Origin of the sequence: Roseovarius sp. Pro17, from assembly GCF_035599575.1 — a bacterium.
Classification (GTDB): Bacteria; Pseudomonadota; Alphaproteobacteria; order Rhodobacterales; family Rhodobacteraceae; genus Roseovarius.
In genome coordinates this window covers 81,596-103,460 of record NZ_CP141179.1, presented here as the reverse complement: position 1 = coordinate 103,460, position 21,865 = coordinate 81,596, and the positions used below count along the sequence as shown (strand labels likewise).

Here is a 21,865-nt window from a genome sequence, read left to right as displayed (position 1 = left end):
TTCAAACCGTTTCGACCAGCAGAACGTCGCTTTCTATCCAAGCCGTCACGTCCTCGACGCCATCGCCCTTCTTCATGTTAGTGAAGAAATAGGCTTTGCCCTTGCGCTGCGCGCTGGTGTCGCTGTCCATCTGGTCCAGATCAACCTCGACATAGGGGGCGAGGTCGGTCTTGTTGATGATCAGCAACGGTGATTTTTCGATGCCGGGACCACCCTTGCGCGGGATATCCCCACCTTGGGCCACCGAGATCACGTAAATATGGCTGTCGACCAATTCCGGGCTGAACGTGGCGGCGAGGTTGTCACCGCCGCTTTCGACGAAAATGATATCCAGATCGTCATAGCGCGACTGAAGCTGGCGGATCGCGTGGGCGTTCATCGACACATCCTCGCGGATCGCCGTGTGCGGGCAGCCGCCGGTTTCGACACCGATAACACGGCCCTCTTCCAGCGCGCCGGATTTCACGACGAATTGCGCGTCCTCTTTGGTAAAGATGTCGTTGGTCACGACCCCGATCGAGTATTTGCTTCCCAAAGCACGGCACAGCGCGACAAGCGTCGAAGTCTTGCCTGATCCCACCGGGCCACCGATGCCGATTCTGACTGGCTTGCGCATGATTACCCTCTTGTTTTTTCTACGAAATACATAGTCGCGTTCTCAGAGTCTCATGCTGCATACTGGCCATATCCAACGAAAACGTAGCGGCATTCATGTCATCGACATCCGCCTCTACGGCGCTCAGGCTTGCCTGCTGAATAAGCGGCCAGGCATGGGTGATAATGCGCTGCGTTTCGACCTGCCCCAGCGGGATCAACCGCGAGGCGACGCCTGCCAGCCCCGACACTGCAGTTTGTAGGAATGTCAGCACGGCATCAGTGCCGCTGATGCCGTAAGAGCCGCAGATCGCGCCAAAGATCACCGAATGATGCCCCTCGGCGTCACCCGCCTGCACGGCGGCGGCGTAACCCTCCAGCCCCGGCGTGTCGAAGATATCCAGATAGGCATTGAGTAACGCCTGCCCGGTCATCGACGACGCCTCGCGGGACTCCCTGCTTAGCTTCAGCGCCGCAACCCGGTTGTCGAGGTCCAGCAATCCGGCGTCATCCCCTAGCCGGGCCATTTCGCAGGCCCGCGCCACGGCGATCCCTTCGGAGCGGGCCATGCAATAGACCAGCCAATCGCGACAGGCGATCTCGAAACTGGGGCCGTCCGACACCGTGCCGTCGCTGAACCATGTCTCGAACCCGTAGGAGTGATTGAACGCACCCGTGGGGAATGAGGAATTCGCGACCTGCAACAAAAACAGCGTCTTTTGCTGCGCGTCGGTGTCCAGATTGCTGAGCGGGTTAGTGGCTGTGATCATGTTCATGACTGTGATCGTGCCCCTGTCCCTGCGCGTGTGAGTGATCGTGGCTGTGGTCATGGTCATGATCGTGCCCCGCATAAGAGCCGTATCGCACCCCGACAAACGCTGCCTCGCTCGTCTCGAACGTGATGCCCGATCCGCGCAGCACGTCGGCGACCTTGGCGTCGGCCGGCGTCAGCATCGCGTCATCGCGAAACCGGACGGGACGGTGCAGATTGCCCAGATGAAAGGCCGCGATCCCCCACTCAAGTGCGGTGTCGGGGGCAACGACAAACAGTCGCTCCTTGGCCGCCCGCGCCACGATCATCGTATCGCCTTCGACGGCGAGCACGTCACCGTCGTTCAACTCGGTCCCGCGCGGCAGTGAGATTTTGACGGCGCGTCCACCTTCGGTCACGGCGGCCATATGGGCGCTTGCGCGCTCCTCGGAGGTAAGGAACAGCGCGTCCTCACCTCCGGCGGTTGCCGCCATCTCAGATACCGTGCCCATCACGGCTGTAATAACCGGCATTTACGTGCCCTCCAATTGCGTCAGCGAAAGTAGAACATCTGCGAAAGCGGCAATGTCTTGGCCGGTTTCACGGTAATCCGCTCGCCGTCGACGTAGACATTGTAGCTCTCTGGATCGATCTCGATGTTGGGCATGTAGGCATTATGCACCATGTCGCGTTTTGAGATGGTCCGCGTGCGCATCACCGGCATAAGCGTCTGATGCGAGCGTAGCTTGCCCTCCAGCCCGTCCGCAATCGCGGCCTTGGTCACAAAGGAATAGGACAGGCGTGACGGGTTCGCCCCATGCGAGCCATATTGCGGGCGATACTTGAGCGGCTGGCAAGTCATCAGCGATCCAGCCGGATCACCCATCACCGCATGCGAGATAAAGCCGCCTTTCAGCGTCACCTCAGGCTTGGCGATGAACTGCTCGGGACGCCAAAAGATCAGGTCAGCCAGCTTGCCCGCCGTGATCGAGCCGACATAGCTATCGACGCCAAAGGTAACCGCAGGATTGATGGTGACCTTGGCCAGATAGCGTTTGACCCGGAAGTTGTCGTTGCCCGGTGCATCCTCGGGCAGCGGCCCATAACGCACCTTGTTGACGGCAGCCAACTGGAACGCCCGCTGTGCGGATTCCGCAGCGCGACCCACGCCCTGACTGTCCGAGCCGATCATCGAAATTGCGCCCATATCGTGCAGAACGTCCTCGGCACGCATCGTCTCGGCCCGCGCACGGCCCTGAATAAACGCGATGTCCGTAGGCACCGACTTGTTCAGGTTGTGACAGGTGATCAGCATGTCGATTTCTTCGTCATACGTGTTGATCGAGAAAGGGTTTGTCGGGTTGGTCGAGGACGGCATCAGGTTCGGCTCGCCCACGATCTGCATCATGTCGGGGGCGTTGCCGCCACCCGCACCTTCGCAGTGATAGATGTGCATGACGCGACCGTTGATCGCGGCAATCGTATCCTCGTAATAGCCGGTCTCGTTCAGCGTGTCGGCGTGGATCTGGACTTGAAAATCATACTCATCCGCCAGATCCATCGTGGTTTCGATGGCAGCGGGCGAAGAGGACCAGTCCTCGTGGATTTTCAGGCCCGTAGCGCCGGCAAGGATCTGCTCGATCAATGCGCCCTTGGTGGCCGCGTTGCCTTTGCCGAAGTTGCCGTAGTTCAGCGGGAAATCGGCCATCGCCTCAAGCATCCGGTGCAGGTTGAAAACGCCGGGGCATTCGATACCCACGGTCTTCGGCCCCGAGCCGCCGCCGATCACAGTGGTAAAGCCCGCGTTCTGATATTCCGAGAGCTGCTGGACGGAATCGAAATGTGGGTGAATGTCGATCAGGCCCGGCGTCACGATCATCCCCTCAACCGACAGGATGTCGGTGTTGGGCGAAACAATCAGGCCCGGCGTGATATTCATGGTGTCGGGATTACCGGCCTTGCCGATGCCCACGATCATGCCTTCGCGCACGCCGATATCAGCCTTGATGACGCCTAGGATCGGGTCGATGATCACCGCATTGGTGATGACCATGTCCAGCGCACCGTCAGACTGCTTCCACTTGGACGCCTGACCCATGCCGTCGCGGATCGTCTTGCCGCCGCCAAAGACCATTTCGTCACCGTAAGTGGTCAGATCTTTCTCGATCTCGACCACCAGTCCGGTATCGGCAAGGTGGATCTTGTCGCCCGTGGTCGGCCCATATTGAGCGGCGTAATCCGCCCGGTTGATCTTGATGCTCATCGTGTTCCCTCCTGATGCATTTCGCGCGATGTTGGGTCGCTGCGAGACGCGGACCCCGTGTAACTGCTGCGGCTGGGCCGCCTGCAATCGGGGGATTGAGTTACTGCACATGATACCGGCCCGATCAGGGCTGGCGCGTCATGTCACTTCTTGTCGGATTTCTTGTCCGACTTTTTCGCATACTTGCTGTCCGGCGATGGTTTGACCGGATAGGCGTCGCCCTCGAAACAAAAGCCTGCATCGCGCAAACGCTTCACGGTCTGAGCCTTGATGATGTCCGAGCGCAGCGACCCGTTGGTCATGTTGTTCATGCCGTAGGCCACTTCGCGTCCGACATATGTCGTGATCTGAACCTTGCGGCTCTGACCCGGCTCGAACCGGATGGCCGATCCGCTGGCGATATCCAGCCGGAAACCAAAGGCGGCCTCGCGATCAAAGGCCATCGCCTTGTTGCACTCGGCCAGATGGTAGTGCGCGCCGATCTGAACCGGACGGTCGCCGGTGTTGATCAGCACGAGTTTTTTGGTGGGACGCCCCACGTTGATTTCAATGTCGCCCTCGGCGAATTCGATATGACCACAGCGCGCACGGTCGCCCACATCGAACGCCTCGTCCGGGATAATCGATTTCGGCAGCGGCGGCCGGTTCCAATACTTGTTCTCAGCCATGATGTTCTCCTGAAAATGTCTTGATCAATCGCGGACGGGGTTCATGACGGTGACTAGTTTGGTCCCGTCGGGAAACTGCGCTTCGACCTGAAGGATTTTCATCATGTCGGCGACGCCGTCCATGACGTGCTCTTTCTTGAGGATGGTTGCGCCGTATTCCATCATGTCGGTCAGCATCGGGATGCTGCCCTCACGCGCCCGTTCGAGGATTTCGTCGGAAATCACCGCGATCGCCTCGGGGTAGTTCAGCTTCATTCCGCGCTCCAGCCGGCGCCGCGACATCTCGGCGGCTGTCCATAATTGCAGTCGCTCTTCTTCTCTCAGCGTCATGTGCATTGTGCGAGTACTCCTCTGTTTCAGGGTCCGCCGGACGCTGCGCGACACAGGAATTGACCATTGCGCGCACGCACTGCCCCCCGCGAAACGTCCACGAAAAAGAAAACGGTTTGGGCTGGTTAGCGTGTAATGCGGCATCTAGCGCAGTTCACATTCAGCTCTGGACCGGTGTCTTGACCCGCTCAGTTCAGCAAAACTGGCGCGCAGCGTATACTGCCCGAAAGTGGCTACCCGTTTGGGTAGGCGCGCGCGAAAATTTGCACTGGTCCCTAAATTTTTGGGGTGAAATGAAGTTTCTCTGCTACTCTTTCACCTTGTCGAAGTGCGAATCTGTGGAGTGAACGACGATCGAAACGTCCGAAATCAGCAAGACCTTGCGAGGCAAGCTTCGCGATTGTCAGGACTTTCAGCAGTGCCTCGACGCATTGCACGAAAGTGCTTCGGACCTCGGCTTCACACAGGTTCTCTATGCGCGTCAGGTGCTGAAACCTCAAATCGACAATGAACGATGGGCGCCCTTGCGCCTCAATGTGCGCAATTTTCCACAGGGCTGGGAGAACATTTGGCGCGAGTACGAGTGCCACGATCCCTATTATCATGCCTGCTTTGAGGGCACGCTTCCGTTTGACTGGGCCAAGGTCCAATCGAACGAACGCCTAAACGACAAAGAGCGCGCAGCGTGGAAGTACCTCGCGGATTTCGGGCTGGCGCGCGGCATGACAATCCCCATTCATCTGCCCAAGGGCAAATTCGCTGTCGTCAGCGCAATAGTGGACAAAAGCAACGCGAACTGGTCAAGCATCTATGACGACAATCGCGAAAACATGTTCCATATGGCACATATCTTTCACAACACGATTACGACGCAGGGGTATGCGGATCAGGTCGAGGTGGCCCTACCGAACATCCTTAGCCCGCGCGAACACGAATGCCTTGGCTGGGCCGCCATGGGCAAGACGTCGCCCGAAATCGCCATAATTCTTGATCGGTCTGTGGAAACGGTGCGACTGCATATCAAGAACGCCATGCTCAAGCTGGATGCCAGCACGCGCACCCATGCGGTGGCCAAGGCGGTGCATCTGGGCGTTCTGGAGGGCGACCGCCTCTTTGCGTAACATTCAGCGGCTTGCGATCAGATCGCCAGATATTTCTTTGCAACCTTGGGATCGGCCAATGCCTCGGGCGAAATTTCGTCGACGATCACGCCCTTGTCGATCACGATGCAACGGTCGGCGCTGGCCTGGATCAGATCGAGGTTCTGTTCCACGATGATAACGGTCAGCCCTTCTTCGTCGCGAATACGGCGAATGATCTGGCCTATCGCCTGCACGATATTGGGCTGGATGCCTTCCGAGGGTTCGTCCAACAGGATGATTTTCGGGTTCCCGATCAGTATCCGCCCTATGGCCAATTGCTGTTGCTGCCCGCCGCTCATCGTGCCGGCGATCTGACTCAGACGTTCCTTGAGAACCGGAAAAAACTCGTAAACCCGCTCGTAATTGGTCTGCTTTGGTTTGCCGCCCACCAGGTTGCCCAACCGCAGATTTTCGCCCACGGTCAACGAATTGAACAGGCCCCGCCCCTGCGGCACATAGCCGATGCCCTTTTGCGCGCGCGTTGCCTCCGGCAGCTTTTGAATATGCTCACCATTGAGGGTGATCTTGCCGCCGAATGTGGAAACCTCGCCGATGATCGTCTTCATGAGCGTTGATTTTCCGACGCCGTTACGCCCGATCACCGCGACGATCTCGCCTTGCTTGACGTCGAAACTGACGCCATTCACTATGTCGACACGGCCATAACCCGATCGCAGATCCGTTATACTGAGCAGTGTTTTGTCTGTCATTTTGTCATGCCTTGCCGAGGTAAATTCTGAGAACGTCCTCGTTCTGCTCGATTTCTTCAAAACTTCCCTGTGCGAATAGCGTGCCCAGATGCAGCACTGACGTGCGCGAATGAAGGCTTCGGATGAATTCCATGTCGTGCTCGATCACGATGACAGTCATCCCGTCTGCGTTTAGTGCATTCAGTATCTCGGCGGTCGATGCTGTCTCCTCCGGTCCCATGCCTGCGGCTGGCTCATCCAGCAGCAAAACTCTGGGTTCCAGCGCGATCGCCTGACCGATAGCCAGCCATTGCTGCTGGCCGTGACTGAGGTTCTTGACCACCTCATCCTCGAGTCCGGTCAGGTGTATCCGGCGCAGCAGACGATCCACCAGTTCGGGCATCTCTCGCGGCTTGTAGTTGCGGCGCAGCGGCACAAAGAAGTTCTGGAACACCGTCAGTTCCTGATAGACCTGCATGTTCTGAAACTTGATCCCCAACCCTTTGCGCGCCCGCTGGTGCGGCTCTAACCGGGTGATGTCCTGACCATTGAAATGGATCGTGCCCGAGGTCGGGCGGATTGTGCCCATCAGCAGTTTGAAAAAGGTGCTCTTGCCCGCGCCGTTGGGGCCGATCATGCAGTGCAATTCGCCCGGCTGGATCGCGAGGCTCAGGTTATCTGTCGCCCGCACGCCGCCAAAATCCTTTATGACATTGCGCGTCTCGATAATCGGTACGCCGGTCGGGGCAGGCGCCGCTTGGCGGCTCTGGGGTGTGTGGGTGGTGGTCATGGTCAGTCCCCCTCCTGCCGGCTGACGAGGGCGGCCGAGCGCGCGTAGAGCCTGCCCAGCCTGTTGCCCAAAAAGATGAAGATGCCCTCGGGTGCGATCAGCATCACCAGTATCAGGATGCCACCCATCACGATTTGCGCGTATTCGGGGTTGCCCGAGGTCGTCAGCCACAGGAACATCCATTCCAGCGTTATCGCGCCCAGAATGGCGGCGGTCAGGTCCTTGCGTCCGCCGACTGCAACCCAGATCACGACCATGATGTTGGCCGACACGCCAAAGACCAGCTCTGGGTCCACCCGATTTATTCGCGCGGTGTCCAGCGATCCGGCCAGCCCGGCAAGGGCGGCGGCAATGCAGAACACAGCCAGTTGGATCAGGCGCACGTCATAGCCGAAGGTTGCCGTGCGGTCAGGATCTTCGCGGATGGCCACCAAAAGGTAGCCGAACGAAGAGTTGAGCAGGCAGCGCAGCCCCAGATAGACGGCAATCAGCAGCGTCAGCACAAAATAATAAAAGCCGACGCGCCGCCCGTTGAACTCGGCCACCGCATCGCCCCAGCCGAACGCCGCGCTGGGAATGTCCGAGGCGGGCCGCAGCCCGTTAGAGCCGCCCAGCATCGCCTTGCCGATGGAATAGACATCCGGGTCTGCGGTTTGCAACATGAACGTCTCAAACAGCAGCGACAGGACCAGCATCAAAATGGCGATGTAGACCCCCTTGAGTCGTGCGAAAAACATGATCGCGCCTATGAAGGCGGCAAAGATGGTGGGGACGAGGATACCGCCCAGAAACGCCAAATGGGTGTTGCCGGTCACGTCCCACAGGTTGATCCCCATGACGCCAAACGTGTAGCCGCCGATCCCAAAGAACGCCGCCTGCCCGAGGCTGAGGATGCCGCCATAGCCCCAAAGGATCGACAGGCTGGCCGCAAGGAAACCCGACACCAGAAATTCGTTGACCTTGTAAGGCTTGATCCCCAGATGCGTGGGCGCAATGTAGGCCAGAAAGACCACGACCACGAAGCTGCCCCAGAACAACCAGCCACGGCCCATCGTCTGCGGTCCGTTCAGCAAGCCGACGAACCCCAGGAGTCCGGCTTTTTGTTGTCTCATTGATTTTGATCCCATTGAACTGCGCCGCATCATTTCGAGCGCGCCTTTATACGCTCGATAAAGCCCGATATCCCGGTCGGCATCAGCAGCAGGATCAGGAACGCCGCAGCGATCATGCCGACAAAGCCGATGTAGACGCTGAACATGTTGGTAAAGATGGTTTGCACTGCGCCCAGCGTCAGGACACTGCCAATCAAACCGGTGATAAAGTTGGCGCTGCCGCCCACGACGACGGTGATGAATGCCTTGGCTGTATAAGCCGCACCAAAGAACGGCGTGATCGACGCGGTCAGCGCGAACATGCCCCCCGCGATGCCAGCCAGTGCCGACCCCAGCCCAAAGGTGTAGGCATAAATGCGCGAAGTGTTGATGCCCAATGCGTTCGCCATTTTCGGGTTGTCCATCGTCGCACGTGCGCGTCCGCCAAATTCTGTGTAGCGCATCAGCGCCCAGATTGCTGCGATCAGCAGGACCGCCATCACAAACATGATGATCCGGTAGATGCCAAAGCTCTCGACTCCCGGCGGCAACCGCCCGCTGGCACCGGCCAGCGCCGAAAAGCTTTCGGGCCCAAGAATGGCAAAGCCGATATCGCCACCGATCAGGATTCTGACGGTGGAAAACGGGGTTCTCAGACTCTCCATCGTGGGACCGAACAGCACCAGAAACAGCTGCGAGATGACCATGCTGATGCCCCATGTGACCACCAGCGAGGATAGCAATTGCTTGTAAAAATGCCGGATGATGAGGCGTTCCATTATGACCCCCGCAATCCCGGCGCCGATCCCCGCAAAGAGGATCGCGATGGGGACCGGCACGCCATTGTGGATCGAATAGGCGGTGACATAGGCACCGATCATCATCAACTCACCGTGCGCCATGTTGATAACGCCCATCATGCCGAAAATAATGGATAACCCGATCGCGGATAGGATCAGAAAGGCGATGCTGTCGATGTATTGAAAGGCGAACCCAAAAAGTTCCGTGCCTAGGTTCATCTGTGTAATCCCTGCTGCTCTCTAACTTGTGCATCCCGGTCCAGTTCGCCCGCCTTCATGTGACCCTGCTTGGGGCAGGCAAGCGGCGCGTCTGGGGGGGATTCAGGCACGAGAGACCCCTCCCGTGCCTGACTGTTTTCTTGCGGTCCTTCGCAGGTTCGCCACCGCGTGACGGACCCACAAAAGCGCGGCGCTTACTCGAAGAATTGCGCCCATGCAGGGTTGTCCGGCGGCAGATAGGAATGACCATCGCCCGCTTCGACTTCGCGTACATCCACGCCGATATCCTTAAGGAAACTTGGCTCGGTTACGCCCAGATCCTCAATCAGAGTCAGCGAATGGTCGTCATTCACCTTGAACAGATATGTGGGCATGGCGGCATGGTGCTGCTCGCCGTTTAGCTTCCATGATCCACCGGGGGCCTCATCAACCGTGATATCGCCTGTTTCCAGCGCGTCGATAACGGCCTCGGCATCGGTGGTCCCGGCGATTTCCCACGCCTTGGCCATCGCCTTGACCGCGACATAGCCAAAGGCGGCATGCTCGTTCACATAGGCTGCATCGGGATGACGCTCACGAATTTTGGCAGCAAAGGCTTCGCTGTTTTCGCCCGGCACATCCTCGATATAGCCCGGCGGAACGTGCATGTTCGACAGTTGTGGCGCCGGGAAAATCTTGTGCTCATAGCCGTCTGAAATGGTGACATTCGAGAACACAGGTGTCTTTAGCCCCGATGCCTGCGCCTGCGGGTAGAACTGCACCTGATCGCCGCCCACCAGACAATGCACCTGAAAATCCGGGCCAACAGCCTGAATGTCGCCGATGGTTTTCTGCCATTGGTTCACGTCGAAGGGGAAATACTCCTCCATTTCCAGATTGCCGCCATAGAGGCCGGCAGCGGTCCGTGTCCACGCGCCGATGGCCCGACAGAAGTTATAGTCGGCACCAATGAAGGTCATCTTTGGGCCGATATTCTCGATCATCCATTTCAGGGCCGGTAGAACCTGCTGCTCGGGCGTGGGGCCCGAAAAGAACGAGTAGTGGTCAGCAATGCCGCCCTCACCCTGATTGTTGTGCCAGAAAATAGTTTCGTTGCGCACTGCCTCGGAGCGGGCGGCCTCACGCTCGGCGCCGGTATATCCGGCCATGAGCACGTCGGCCTCGTCCTCAAAGATGCACTGCTGCGTCAACTGGCTGTAACGGCCAACATCGGACTGGCCGTCATATTGCACATGCTTGATGGTCTTCTTCTTGCCGTCGACCTCTATGCCACCCTCGGCATTGATCTCTTCGACGGCCAGTTGATATCCCCATGTTTTCGGCGTCGCCATCGTCGCAAACGGGCCCGAGGTGTCGTCGATCGTGCACAGCACGATCTCGCTATCGGTGGCAGCGCTGGCGGTCGTGGCAGAAAATCCAAACGTCGCAGCGGCCGTCATGGCAACGACAATTGTACCTGCCGTCCTTGAACTGGTCATATCCATTCTACTCCTCTGTTGGTTAAGCAGGACTTATTTGTTTTTTGTATTTGTCCCGCATCCGGGCGACACCCCCGTGACGCACCGCTTTTTCGCCCGCATACGAGCTGCAAAACATGCTTGGCAAATCGCCGATCGCACATGCGCAGCCCACTGCAAGTTCAGTTATCAGCGTATTGGCAGCCCGGCGAAAGTCATCCCCCCTTTCATGCTCCCCCTTTTGGGTAGGGTGCTGAGGGTAAGTGATCTTTGCGTTGGAAAGATGACGGCGAGTTGAGGGTATTGAGGGCCGCCGAAGGTTTAACCGCTTCTGACACGAGTACACGCTATCGTCTTGGAAACTTAGCAAACTTTTCGGGCCTCAGGGGGTGCAGGCATCGTAGCGGTCGGGAAGGTGTCTCACTCAGATCGTAGTGACGCCTATCCGGTTAGCGCCCAGGCCCGCTGAGCCGGCACAAACAGGCGCAGGTCATCGCCAATCGCCATCCGCCCCTCCCGCTCGACCCACGCTGTAACGCCACGCCGCTGCTTGGCGGCCGTTTTAAACTTGGGGCCATGGCCCGGATGATCCTTGTCGATCTCGCGCGCGGGGTAGATGCAGGGGAGGTTTTGCATATCGATCACCAGCGCGGCACCGTCCGGTCCTTGCAGGCGCGATGAGGGCGGCACATGGCTGAAATCGGGAATACCCTCGATCACCATCGACGCGCCCAGCCACGCCGGGTCTATCGCATTCAGGTCCATGTGCGCGGCAATTGCAGCCAGCTCTTCGGCCGAGACGATGCTCAGCTGCCGGGTATTGGCGATCTCAGTGCCTGCGCGATACTGCTCTTTGACGCGCACACAAGAAGGGCGGGTCAGGCCGGAATGCATTTCACCCGCCATGCCTGCATAGCTTAGCTCGACCGCCTCGCGCGGGGCCGAGCGGATGTTCTCTCGCGCCTCGGGAACGGTGCCGAGCCACGTGATACGGGCCTTATGGGCGGTCAATTTCAGGGCGGGCATGATCAGGCTCCGGCAGGGGGCGATATGCAGTCAGTTTTCGCGGGCCTTACGCCCCCGTCAAACGCCGAATGGTGATGGGCATCATTCAGGGCGGGCATCACACGGTCAGGGTAAAGAAGAGTCGCCGGAACGGGAACAGGACAGAGCCATCGGCGCGCACAGGGTAGGCGCTGTTCATGACCTCTTCATAGCGGGTGATCAGCGCCGCGCGCTCATCCGCGTCCAGCGCGTCCAGCACCGGGCGGGCATAGGTGCTTTCGGTGTAGCGCCTGACCGGGTGACTCTCGGCATCAGCGCCGAGACGTTGGTAATACTCCGTCTCCCACATCCGAAAGCGGCCTTTGGGCGACAGCAGCGTGTCGTATTCGACAGGGGTCAGAATGCCCGGCCCTGCGCCAGTATCGATTCGGCCAGGAAACAGATCATCAGCCACCGTCAGCCAGACCCGGTGCGACGGCGCGTTGTTCTGGTGTGGCAGTTGCACGGCCAGCGTCCCGCCCTTGCCCAGCATCGCGGCAATGCGTGGCATCAGCGTCTTGTGATCATCCAGCCAGTGCAGCACCGCGTTGGAATAGATCAGCCCCGGCGCGCGGCGTGGATGCCATTCGCGGATATCGGCCTGTTGCAGGCTGTTGTAACCGCGCGACTGGCGCGCCTTTTCCAGCATGGCGGGTGAGGCATCGACACCGACGACATCGCGCCCCATCGCCCTCTCGGCCAGTGACGCGCCCATTTGACCTGCGCCGCAACCCAGGTCGATCACATCGCCCGCGCCCATCTGGCCGACCGCATTCAGCAGGTCCATCGCGGGACGCAGGCGCAAGTCCTGAAATCGCGCATAGGCGCGCGGATTCCAGTCCGCTTTTGGAGAGGCGGCGCTGGTTGTCACGCTGTAGGTTCGGGCTCCATCCCGCCGCCGCCACCGCGGGGCGCCTTTGGCTTGGTCTTCGGGATGGCCGTAAGTGAAGGCGCGTCGCCCTCGTCCGAGCCACCATCATCGTCATCCGACTGCGGCGGCTCGCCGCGCGCGACGCGCTGGATTTCCTCGCCGGTCAGCGTCTCGTATTCCAGCAGACCCTCGGCCAGCCGCTGCCATTCATCCTTTTTCTCGGTCAGGATGCGGTGCGCGGTCTCATAAGCCTCGTCGATCATGCGCTTGACCTCTTCCTCGATCAGCTCCTTGGTGCTGGCCGAGATCGAGAAGCTGCCGGCGCCGTTGCCCATATAGCCCTCATGCGCCTGCTGGTAGTCAATGTTGCCAACCTTGTCGGACATACCCCAGCGCAGCACCATCGCGCGGGCCAGACCGCTGGCCTGCTGAATATCACCCGCTGGGCCGTTCGACACATCTCCTTCGCCATACTTGATGATCTCCGCTGCCTTGCCGGCCATGGTCATCGCCAGCTTTTGCTCGCATTCCGACTTGTGCCAGTTCAGCCGGTCGATCTCAGGCAATGACACAACCATACCCAACGCGCCACCGCGTGGGATGATCGTGGCTTTGTATACCGGGTCGCATTTCGGCAGGGCCATTCCGACGATGGCGTGACCCGCCTCGTGATAGGCAGTCTTTTCCTTCTGATCCTGGGTCAGCACCATGCTGCGACGCTCAGCGCCCATCATGACCTTGTCCTTGGCCGTCTCAAAATCGTCCATCGCGACAAATCGGCGACCGATGCGCGCGGCCATCAAAGCCGCCTCATTCACAAGGTTGGCGAGGTCCGCACCGGAAAAGCCGGGCGTCCCGCGCGCGATAATACGAAGGTCCACGTCAGGCCCCAGCGGCGTCTTGCGCGCATGAACGCCAAGGATCTTTTCGCGGCCCTTGATATCGGGAATCGGAACGGTGACTTGACGGTCAAAGCGGCCCGGACGCAGCAATGCAGGGTCCAGCACGTCCTTTCGGTTCGTGGCCGCGACGATGATTACGCCCTCATTGGCCTCAAAGCCATCCATTTCGACCAAGAGCTGGTTCAGCGTCTGCTCACGCTCATCATTGCCGCCGCCATAACCGGCGCCACGATGGCGACCGACTGCGTCAATCTCGTCGATAAAGACGATGCAAGGGGCGTTCTTCTTGGCCTGCTCAAACATGTCGCGCACACGGGATGCACCTACACCAACGAACATCTCGACAAAGTCAGAGCCTGAGATGGTAAAGAACGGAACGCCCGCCTCGCCTGCAATCGCGCGTGCCAGCAGCGTCTTACCGGTGCCCGGAGGACCCACAAGCAGCGCACCCTTGGGAATCTGACCACCGAGACGCGAAAATTTCTGGGGGTTGCGCAGGAATTCGACGATCTCTTCCAGCTCTTCCTTGGCCTCGTCGATGCCTGCGACGTCGTCAAACGTCACGCGACCGCTCTTTTCGGTCAGCATCTTGGCCTTCGATTTGCCAAAGCCCATCGCGCCACCTTTTCCGCCGCCCTGCATCCGGTTCATGAAATAGATCCAGACGCCGATCAGCAGCAGGAATGGCAGCAGCGACAGCAGGAAGGTCTGGAAACCCGATTCTTCCTGCGATTTGGCGGTAACGGGAACGCCCTTTTCGATCAGGGTCTGAGTGATATCGGCGTCGTCGGGTTTGACCGCGACGTAATCCTTTCCGTCGCTCTTGCGGAACTGGATGCTTTCACCGTCGAGGGTAACGTTGGTGACAGCGTTGTCGTTCACAGCTGCGACGAACTCGGAATATTTCACCGTTTGGCTCTGAAGCGCGCCGCCAGAACCACTGAATAGATTGAACAGCGCCAGTACCAGCAGGAACAGAACCAGCCAGAATGCGATATTGCGTGCGTTGCCCAAATGAATTCTCCTAATCCTCGCTTGCCCCGGCGCATAGCACGAGAGCCATGCACCTTAAATAGAGATCATCACTCTATCTTCAATGCGATAATAGCATAGCGTGAAAATCATCCGGGCGGCGGCACGGTTGCGCAGACCAGCCATTGGGGTATCCGGCCAGCGGCGCGGATAACAGGATCGCCCCCTGCCAGAGCGCCGGGGACGCCTCGATGGAATGTGCCGGAAGGCCTGCATCGCGCCAATCCGGGCAGGCCGCGCGCCCCTTTGGGCCGAGCGGCGCGACATGCGCACCGGCCACTTCTGGGCCGGTCAGTTGCCAGCGATTGTCCCAAGCTGCGCCAAGCTCGGCGGTGCAATCCTGAACCGCGGCAAATTCGCGCGCCAGCCGGATGCGCCCTGCCTCGTGGGTAATGCGGCAGCCCGCCAAAGTGCCGCCCTGCCCCGCGTTCAGGCGCAACAGAAGGCGTGTCAGGTCAGGCCCGCGCGCGCCATACCCTGCTCCGGTGATCCAACTAAGGCCCGCCGATAGGATCCGGCGCGCGATATCAGCCCGCAACGCGGCGAATGGCGCGGCGTCCAATAGCAGATCGCCATGTTGGAAATGCGTCAGCGCGCGCGCCTCCTGCGCGGCGTAATACCTTAGTGTATCGCGCGCTTCGGCAAGATGTTCTGCGACATCGGCCAGCGCGTCTGCCGTGACACCCACAGGCGCGAGCGCCTCAAGCGCGCGGCGGGCCTGCGTGCGGCGATAACGCCCATCGGTGTTGCTGGGATCGTCGATCCAAGGGATGCCCCGCGCCACCAGATATCGCCGCAGATCGGCGCGGCGGGCCTTTAACAGCGGACGGTGCAAGGTCACCGCCCCCTCCGCCCGGCGGCTTTGCATCGCCGCCAGACCATCCACCCCCGCGCGTCGGGCGAGGCGCATCAGAAGTGTTTCGGCTGCATCATCCGCCGTGTGGCCTAGCACAATCCCTGCCAGCCCATGCGCCTGCGCCCACTGGGCCATAAGCGCATATCGCGCACGGCGGGCGGCCGATGACAGGTTGCCCTGCCCGTCCCAGCTATCCCAGACCAGCGTGTCATGTGGCAAACCCAGCCCCGCGCACATGGCAGCGACATGCGCCGCCTCATCCATCGATTCCGCGCGCAGACGATGATCGACAGTGACGCAGCGCAGAGGTGCACCGGACCATTCGACCATCAGGTGAAGCAGAGCCAGCGAATCGCTACCGCCCGACACGGCAATGCCGAGCGGGCGGGTGTCCCTGCCGAAATGGGTGGAAATTAGCGCGCGCAGATCATCCGCCTGCGCGCCACCCGCCCCCTGCGTCACTGGCAGGCAAGTGTCTGCATCTCGCTGCGCGCCTCATTCGCTGGGGCGCTTCCGGCAAAGCGCGTCTCGACCTCGCTGAGCGTCTGGCAGGCCGCCTCGCGCTGCCCCAGTTGGCCCAGCGCGCGACCAAGGCGAAAGAGCGCCTCGGGTGCCTCGGGCCCGGCTTTGTCGGCTGAAAAACCGTCGAGATAGGATTTCGCCGCCTGCTTCATGTCGCCGCCTGCCTCCAACGCCTTGCCGCGGGCGAGGTAGGCGCGTGCGGCCAGCGGGCTGCCGGGATAGGTTGCGACAAAGCTCGCGTATTTCTGCGCGGCATCCGCATTGTCGCCTGCGGTCATCGCCGCCTCAGCCGCGTCGAAATCGGCCTTTTCGCCGACGGCCAGCGGCTCGGACGGGGCGGCGGTGGTGTCGGTGGTGTCAGTGGGCTGGATCATAGACGCGCCGTTGCTTTGCGGCATGTCGCCGCCGCCCAGCGTTGATGTCTCGCCCAGCTTCGAGGTGTCGCCACCCTCAAGCTCGACCAGACGGAATTCGAGATCGCCGACGCGGTTGGTGCCATCTGTGACGACGCGGTCGATGCGCAATTGCATTTCCTCGCTCCGGGCGGTCAGCCGTTGCAGTTCGCTCTCGATCGAGCCGACCCGGTCAAGGACCGACCCGGAGATGTTCAACTGGCCCGCGCTGCCTGTCGTGCTCAGCTCGCGCTTGAGCTTTTGCAGTTCGACATAGAGCACCGACAACTCCTGGCGGATGTCGGCCAGCGTCTCGGTCTTGTCCTGCGCGTGCGCAGGCGCACTGAGCGCGAGGGTTGCAGTCAGGATCAGGACGGCGATGCGATGCATGGCAGGCTCCGGTTTGAAATATATTTCAGTGGCTTAGCTGTAGGGCGAGGCTGAGATGACCGTGACCGCGCGGCGGTTCTGGGCATAGCAGGCCTCGGCGCTGCAAATCTCGATCGGGCGCTCTTTGCCGTAGCTGACGGTTTTCAGACGGGCAGCGGGAACGCCTTGGCTGAGCAGGTATTCCTGCACCGAATTGGCGCGGCGCGCGCCCAGTGCGAGGTTGTATTCGCGTGTGCCCTGCTCGTCCGCGTGGCCTTCGATGACAGCGTTGTAATCGCGGTTCGTCAGTAGCCACTGCGCCTGCCCGTCAAGAGTGCGCTGAGCGTCGGGCGTGAGGGTATAAGTGTCGATGACAAACAGGATGCGGTCGCCGACCGTCTGCTGGAAATACGCGGGCGAGGCAGGATCACTGGCCGAACCGGCCATGCCAGCCGCGTTTCCACCCATGCCGTTCATTCCAGCGGAATCGGCGTCGCCAAAGCGGTCCGGATTGGTACATGCGGCCAGCGACAGGCCGGCGCAAAGAAGGGTCATCGTCTTGAGAAAAGTCATACTGGTGCCTCGCGGTATGATGTGGTGCGCGCGCTTTGCGCCTCGTTTGCGTTTCTGTATCACAGCGCGCGGCCCAAGGGAAACGCCGCGCACTGGTTTTGCACTGCCTGCGCGCCGCTTATTGCAGCGGCGACCAGGACGGATCGCTCGCGCCCCCGGTTGTTGTCACGCTGCGCAGGTTACGCCCGGTGATGTCGACCGAATAGAGCCCCGCCTGCCCCTGCGCGCCTTGCGTCTCACGCGTGAACATGATGACTCGGCCATTGGGGGCCCATGTCGGTCCCTCATCAAGGAACGACGCGGTAAGCAAGCGTTCCTCGCTGCCGTCGGTACGCATGACGCCGATGTGAAAGCGGCTTTTGCTTTGCTTGGTAAAGGCGATCAGATCACCGCGCGGCGACCAGACCGGCGTGCCGTAATTGCCATCGCCGCCCGAGACGCGACGCGCCTCGCCGCCCCCCGCGCTCATGATATAGAGTTGGTTGCTGCCCGATCGGTCGCTCTCAAAAACGATCTGGCTGCCATCGGGGCTAAAGCTGGGCGCGGTTTCGATCGACGGCGCGCTGGTCAGGCGCTGACTGGCGCCCGAACCAATGTTCATCGTGTAGATGTCGGTGTTGCCGCCAGCCTCAAGCGAATAAACGACCGTCTGCCCGTTGGGGGCAAAGCGGGGAGCAAAGCTCATCGAGGCGTCCTGCGTGGGCAATTGGCGGCGGTTCACGTTGGCGACGTCCAGCACGTAGATCTTGGGAAAACCGCTCTCGTAGCTGGTATAGAGGATACGATCCCCGGTGGGCGAAAAGCGCGGCGCCAGCACTAGCGACGCGCTGTCGGTGAGGTAGGTCACGTTCGCGCCGTCGTAATCCATGATGGCCAACCGCTTGGATCGCTGATCCTTGGGGCCGGCTTCGGCAACAAAGGCAACGCGGCTGTCGAAATACCCGCCCTCGCCGGTGATGCGGCTATAGACCTGATCGGCGATCTTGTGCGCAATGCGCCGCCAGCCGTCCTGAGTGCCGACGAATTGCTGACCACTGCCCAACTCTTGGCCCGCGAACACATCCCAGACGCGGAACTGCACAGTCAGGCGACCCGAGGCATCGACGTCGACCGCGCCGGTCACGAGGGCCTGCGCGTTGACGGCCTTCCAGTCGGCGAATTGCACCGGGCTGGAAAAACTGGTGATGCTGCTGATATGCGCGCTGGCCGGGATTTCGCGGAAGAGGCCCGTGCCGCTAAGATCAGCCGCGACAAGGGCCGAAATATCCTGCGCCGCCTGCCCGCCCGCGCCCGAACCAACAAAGGCCGGCACTGCGAAGGGCAGCGGTTCGATCACGCCTTCGGTGATTTCCAGTCGCAGCGGCCCGGACTGCGCAAGCGCAGGCAGGGCGGTGAGCGTCGTCAAAAGAAGGGCCAGCAGGGCCGTGAATCGCGCCATCATTTGATCCTCATGTTCTCGGGGTTGAATACCAGTTCCACGTTGCGCCAGGACGCATATTTTTCCGCAGGCAGGCCAAAGCCGCGGGCGCCGCAGCGGATGATCGCCCGGCGGGCCGCCTCGTAGGCCTGTTTTGCCGAGCCTGCAGTCCCACCTGTCGAGTCCAGCATCCGGATGCTGCTGTCGATAGGTTTGGAATCCTCGGACATCTCGAAGGCGACCGTGACGACCGTGTTCAGCGCATCCGAGCTGAGCGAGCCGGTGTTCCAGCAATTTTGCACGGCGACGCGCAGTCCGTCCTTTTCGCCCGGCGACAGCGGCGGGCCTGCCGAGATTGAGGGCTCAGGCGTTTCAGCCGCACCAGCAAGCGCGAGGGCCAAAGCGTCCTCAACGCCAGCGCTGTCAGTCGCAGTGGCGGGCGCCGGTTCCGGGTCCGGATCGGGCTGAGCCTCGGGCTGCTCGGGCGCGGCCTCGGCTGTCTGCGTCTCGGGCTGGGCTGCGGGCTGCGGGGTGGGTCGCAACTGGTCCGGGCGGGGTTTTGGGCGAATCGCATTCAGCGGGGCGGTCTCTTCGACCTCATCGGCTTCGGTCACGATCTCGGTCGCGGCGGCCTCGGGGGCGGTCGCTTCGGCCTCTTCGCGCGGGGTCTCGGCGGCTTCGTCCGGCACGGCCTCTTCGCGCACGACGTCATCGACGGCAGTGTCGGGCGCGGGCGGCTCGACCTGCTGAGGCGCGACACGCTCGGCCGGTCGCTGCTGGGGGCGCGGCGACGTATCAGGCAAAAGGGCGGCCATGTCCTGCGCGGGTGGCTCGATTGCGGGCGGCTCGTCACTCACCTCGGCTTGAGGGGCCTCGGCGGGTGGCTGGGGCGCTGGATCGGGGGCCGCCTCGGGCGCTGGATCAGGCTGGGGCGCCTCGGGCGCGGCGTCGGCCTGACTGTTCAGGTCGGGCGAATCCTGCGGCACATCCGGTGCCTCGGGCGCAGCAATCTCATTGGTTTCCTTTGCCAACGCGCTGCGGGTGACAATGGCCGCGTATTCCTCGGAGCTGACAGCGGTCACTTGGGTCACATCGAACGGCAATGGATCGGACCGGATGGCCCCACCAAACAAGATCCAGCCGATCAGGCCGATATGGCCTGCGCCCGATATGATTTGACCTGTGTTCACTGGCCCGCGCGCCTCAGCCGTCCGGCGCGTCCAGCGCCGGGCCGCCCATGTCCGTCACTAGGCCGATATTGTCAAAACCGCCGCGATTGAGCGCGCCCATAACCTGCACCACGTCCGCATAAGGCACAGCGCCGTCAGCCCGCAGAAACACGCGGTTGCTGTCGCGCTCGGCGGCAATGGCGCGCAGGCGACCGATCAGGTCTGCACGGTCGACCTCGGTTGTCTGGATCGACACGATGCCCTCAGCGGTGATGGTGATAGTCAGCGGCTCTTCCTGCTCGCCCGGCAGGGAGTTAGCCGCCGTTTTCGGCAGCTCGACCGGCACACCGACGGTCATCAGCGGGGCCGCAACCATAAAGATAATCAGCAGCACCAGCATCACGTCGACAAAAGGCGTGACGTTGATCTCGGACATGGGGCGCGAGCGTCCGCGCCCACGCCGCCGCCTGCCGCCGCCACCGGTTTTCTGAACCACACCGCCGGCCATTTAAGCCGTGCCCCGCGTGGCATTGAAAAGGGGTTTGATCGCGCCGGTCATCACTTAGCTGTCCAACTGGCGGCTGAGGATAGTGGCGAACTCATCGGCGAAGGCCTCGTAGCCTGCGACGATGCGGTCGCTGTCGGCGCTCAACTTGTTGTAAAAGATGACCGCCGGGATGGCTGCCAGCAGGCCCAGCGCGGTCGCCAGAAGTGCCTCGGCGATGCCGGGCGCAACGACGGCGAGGCTGGTATTCTGCGACGCCGCGATGCCGATGAAAGCGTGCATGATGCCCCAGACCGTGCCGAACAGGCCGACAAATGGCGCGGTGCTGCCCACGGTCGCCAGCACGGGCAGACCCGATTGCAACGCCTCGGATTCCTTGGCGATGGCGACGTCCATGCTGCGGTCAATCCGCGCGGTTGCGCCTGCGATCATGCCGCCGTCGTTGCGATGACTGCGCCGCCATTCCATCATTCCAGAGGCAAAGATGCGCTGCGACTGCCCGTCCGGTTCGGTGCCGATCTGCTCGAACAATTCATCCAGCGGCTCCCCAGACCAGAACTGGCGGTCAAACGCCTCGGCCTCGGTCCGCGCCTTGCGATACATGATCAGATTTTGCACGATGATCGCCCACGCCCAAAAGGACGCAATGATGAGCATCAGCATCACCAGTTTTACGACGAATGTGGCCTGCGCGAACATTCCCCACATGGAGAAATCGATATCCTGCGCGAGTGCGAGGGTTTCTGCTTCCATCTGCCTGCTCTTTTTTATGCGGCCACTGCCGGGCCTGCCTTGTTTGCGGGGAAACTACCCGATCATTTGCGCAAATGCCAATGACATCGCAGCAATGCGTGCATTTTTTGGTCCTCAGTGCAAAATCCGGCGGATATTCGCCGGAAGGCGCGCGGGGTGGCCGGTATCAGTCACGCAGACGATGGTGGCAATGGCGGCAAAGACCGCTTCGCCGTCGCGCACCACCTGCTGGCGCAGCACAAGCCGCGCGCCAGTCACTGATTGCACGTCCGTCAGAACCTCAAGCCGGTCATCGAAACGTGCGGCCAGCAGATAGTCGCACTCGACCCGGCGCACGGCAAAGACGAGGCCGTCCTTTTCCTTCATCGCGCGCTGGTCGACGCCCATGCCAGCCACCCAATCGCTGCGCGCGCGCTCAATGAACTTGAGATAGTTGGCGTGATAAACGATGCCGCCCATATCGGTATCCTCGTAGTAGACGCGGATATCAAAGCGGTGCGAAGGCGTCGTGCGGACGCTGGCGTCAGGGCGAGGCGTGCTTTGGGCCATGGGGGCGGACCTTTCATCATCGGTGCGTCTGGTTAAAGCAGATTTTCGCGCGACGTCCAGTGCCGGGCAGTCTTTACCCTTGGGCGCGTCTGTGCTGTTATCCAACTTACCGACAGA

General features: G+C 61.0%; 23 protein-coding genes. 1 reads left to right on the top strand and 22 read right to left on the bottom strand.

Annotated features, from left to right (window positions below):
* Position 1: 1 nt before the first annotated feature.
* From ureG to U3654_RS00470, 6 genes are all read right to left on the bottom strand, one after another.
* Positions 2-616 (bottom strand): urease accessory protein UreG, encoded by a 615-nt coding sequence (gene ureG, locus U3654_RS00495; protein WP_324753415.1) that lies wholly within the window; start codon positions 614-616, stop codon positions 2-4.
* A gap of 19 nt (positions 617-635) precedes the next feature.
* Positions 636-1,370 (bottom strand): urease accessory protein UreF, encoded by a 735-nt coding sequence (locus U3654_RS00490; RefSeq protein ID WP_324753414.1) that lies wholly within the window; start codon positions 1,368-1,370, stop codon positions 636-638.
* Complete coding sequence (locus U3654_RS00485) at positions 1,348-1,878, bottom strand: urease accessory protein UreE (RefSeq protein ID WP_324753413.1); 531 nt, start codon at positions 1,876-1,878, stop codon at positions 1,348-1,350. Before U3654_RS00485 ends, U3654_RS00490 begins: the two co-directional genes overlap by 23 nt.
* 20 nt (positions 1,879-1,898) lie before the next feature.
* Positions 1,899-3,608, bottom strand: coding sequence for an urease subunit alpha (gene ureC, locus U3654_RS00480; protein WP_324753412.1), 1,710 nt, complete (start codon positions 3,606-3,608; stop codon positions 1,899-1,901).
* Positions 3,609-3,751: 143 nt separating this feature from the next.
* Complete coding sequence (gene ureB / locus U3654_RS00475) at positions 3,752-4,276, bottom strand: urease subunit beta (RefSeq protein WP_324753411.1); 525 nt, start codon at positions 4,274-4,276, stop codon at positions 3,752-3,754.
* 24 nt (positions 4,277-4,300) lie between these two features.
* Complete coding sequence (locus U3654_RS00470) at positions 4,301-4,612, bottom strand: urease subunit gamma (protein WP_324753410.1); 312 nt, start codon at positions 4,610-4,612, stop codon at positions 4,301-4,303.
* Between the two features lie 374 nt (positions 4,613-4,986).
* Between U3654_RS00470 and U3654_RS00465 the strand changes: the two genes are divergently transcribed.
* Complete coding sequence (locus U3654_RS00465) at positions 4,987-5,727, top strand: LuxR family transcriptional regulator (protein ID WP_324753409.1); 741 nt, start codon at positions 4,987-4,989, stop codon at positions 5,725-5,727.
* A gap of 17 nt (positions 5,728-5,744) precedes the next feature.
* Here U3654_RS00465 and U3654_RS00460 read toward each other — a convergent pair whose 3' ends face one another.
* From U3654_RS00460 to ybgC, 16 genes are all read right to left on the bottom strand, one after another.
* On the bottom strand, positions 5,745-6,458 hold the full coding sequence (locus tag U3654_RS00460; protein WP_324753408.1) for an ABC transporter ATP-binding protein: 714 nt from the start codon (positions 6,456-6,458) through the stop codon (positions 5,745-5,747).
* A 4-nt stretch (positions 6,459-6,462) separates the two neighbouring features.
* Complete coding sequence (locus tag U3654_RS00455) at positions 6,463-7,227, bottom strand: ABC transporter ATP-binding protein (protein WP_324753407.1); 765 nt, start codon at positions 7,225-7,227, stop codon at positions 6,463-6,465.
* A 2-nt stretch (positions 7,228-7,229) separates the two neighbouring features.
* On the bottom strand, positions 7,230-8,339 hold the full coding sequence (locus U3654_RS00450; RefSeq protein ID WP_324753406.1) for a branched-chain amino acid ABC transporter permease: 1,110 nt from the start codon (positions 8,337-8,339) through the stop codon (positions 7,230-7,232).
* 29 nt (positions 8,340-8,368) lie between these two features.
* Positions 8,369-9,337 carry an ABC transporter permease subunit gene (locus U3654_RS00445; protein WP_324753405.1) on the bottom strand — a complete coding sequence of 323 codons (969 nt, stop codon included), beginning with the start codon at positions 9,335-9,337 and terminating at the stop codon, positions 8,369-8,371.
* A gap of 194 nt (positions 9,338-9,531) precedes the next feature.
* Positions 9,532-10,815: an ABC transporter substrate-binding protein gene (locus tag U3654_RS00440; RefSeq protein WP_324753404.1), complete on the bottom strand. Its 1,284-nt coding sequence runs from the start codon at positions 10,813-10,815 to the stop codon at positions 9,532-9,534.
* Positions 10,816-11,235: 420 nt separating this feature from the next.
* On the bottom strand, positions 11,236-11,820 hold the full coding sequence (locus U3654_RS00435; protein WP_324753403.1) for an MOSC domain-containing protein: 585 nt from the start codon (positions 11,818-11,820) through the stop codon (positions 11,236-11,238).
* 97 nt (positions 11,821-11,917) lie between these two features.
* Positions 11,918-12,625, bottom strand: coding sequence for a methyltransferase domain-containing protein (locus tag U3654_RS00430; RefSeq protein WP_324755346.1), 708 nt, complete (start codon positions 12,623-12,625; stop codon positions 11,918-11,920).
* Between the two features lie 80 nt (positions 12,626-12,705).
* Complete coding sequence (gene ftsH, locus U3654_RS00425; protein WP_324753402.1) at positions 12,706-14,625, bottom strand: ATP-dependent zinc metalloprotease FtsH; 1,920 nt, start codon at positions 14,623-14,625, stop codon at positions 12,706-12,708.
* A gap of 79 nt (positions 14,626-14,704) precedes the next feature.
* A complete protein-coding gene (gene tilS, locus U3654_RS00420) occupies positions 14,705-15,961 on the bottom strand; it encodes a tRNA lysidine(34) synthetase TilS (protein ID WP_324753401.1) in 1,257 nt (418 codons plus the stop codon).
* On the bottom strand, positions 15,958-16,803 hold the full coding sequence (gene ybgF / locus U3654_RS00415) for a tol-pal system protein YbgF (RefSeq protein WP_324753400.1): 846 nt from the start codon (positions 16,801-16,803) through the stop codon (positions 15,958-15,960). The genes tilS and ybgF overlap by 4 nt, the downstream gene beginning before the upstream one ends.
* A 33-nt stretch (positions 16,804-16,836) precedes the next feature.
* Positions 16,837-17,355 carry a peptidoglycan-associated lipoprotein Pal gene (gene pal, locus U3654_RS00410; RefSeq protein ID WP_324753399.1) on the bottom strand — a complete coding sequence of 173 codons (519 nt, stop codon included), beginning with the start codon at positions 17,353-17,355 and terminating at the stop codon, positions 16,837-16,839.
* Positions 17,356-17,473: 118 nt separating this feature from the next.
* Complete coding sequence (gene tolB / locus U3654_RS00405) at positions 17,474-18,796, bottom strand: Tol-Pal system beta propeller repeat protein TolB (RefSeq protein WP_324753398.1); 1,323 nt, start codon at positions 18,794-18,796, stop codon at positions 17,474-17,476.
* The gene (locus U3654_RS00400) at positions 18,793-19,962 is read right to left on the bottom strand and encodes an energy transducer TonB (RefSeq protein ID WP_324753397.1); all 1,170 of its coding nucleotides are present in this window, start codon (positions 19,960-19,962) and stop codon (positions 18,793-18,795) included. The genes tolB and U3654_RS00400 overlap by 4 nt, the downstream gene beginning before the upstream one ends.
* Positions 19,963-19,975: 13 nt before the next feature.
* Positions 19,976-20,449 (bottom strand): protein TolR, encoded by a 474-nt coding sequence (tolR, locus tag U3654_RS00395; RefSeq protein ID WP_324753396.1) that lies wholly within the window; start codon positions 20,447-20,449, stop codon positions 19,976-19,978.
* A gap of 54 nt (positions 20,450-20,503) precedes the next feature.
* Entirely contained in the window at positions 20,504-21,199 is a 696-nt protein-coding gene (gene tolQ, locus U3654_RS00390; RefSeq protein ID WP_324753395.1) for a protein TolQ, read from the bottom strand.
* A 114-nt stretch (positions 21,200-21,313) separates the two neighbouring features.
* Positions 21,314-21,748 carry a tol-pal system-associated acyl-CoA thioesterase gene (ybgC, locus tag U3654_RS00385; protein ID WP_324753394.1) on the bottom strand — a complete coding sequence of 145 codons (435 nt, stop codon included), beginning with the start codon at positions 21,746-21,748 and terminating at the stop codon, positions 21,314-21,316.
* Positions 21,749-21,865 lie beyond the last annotated feature (117 nt).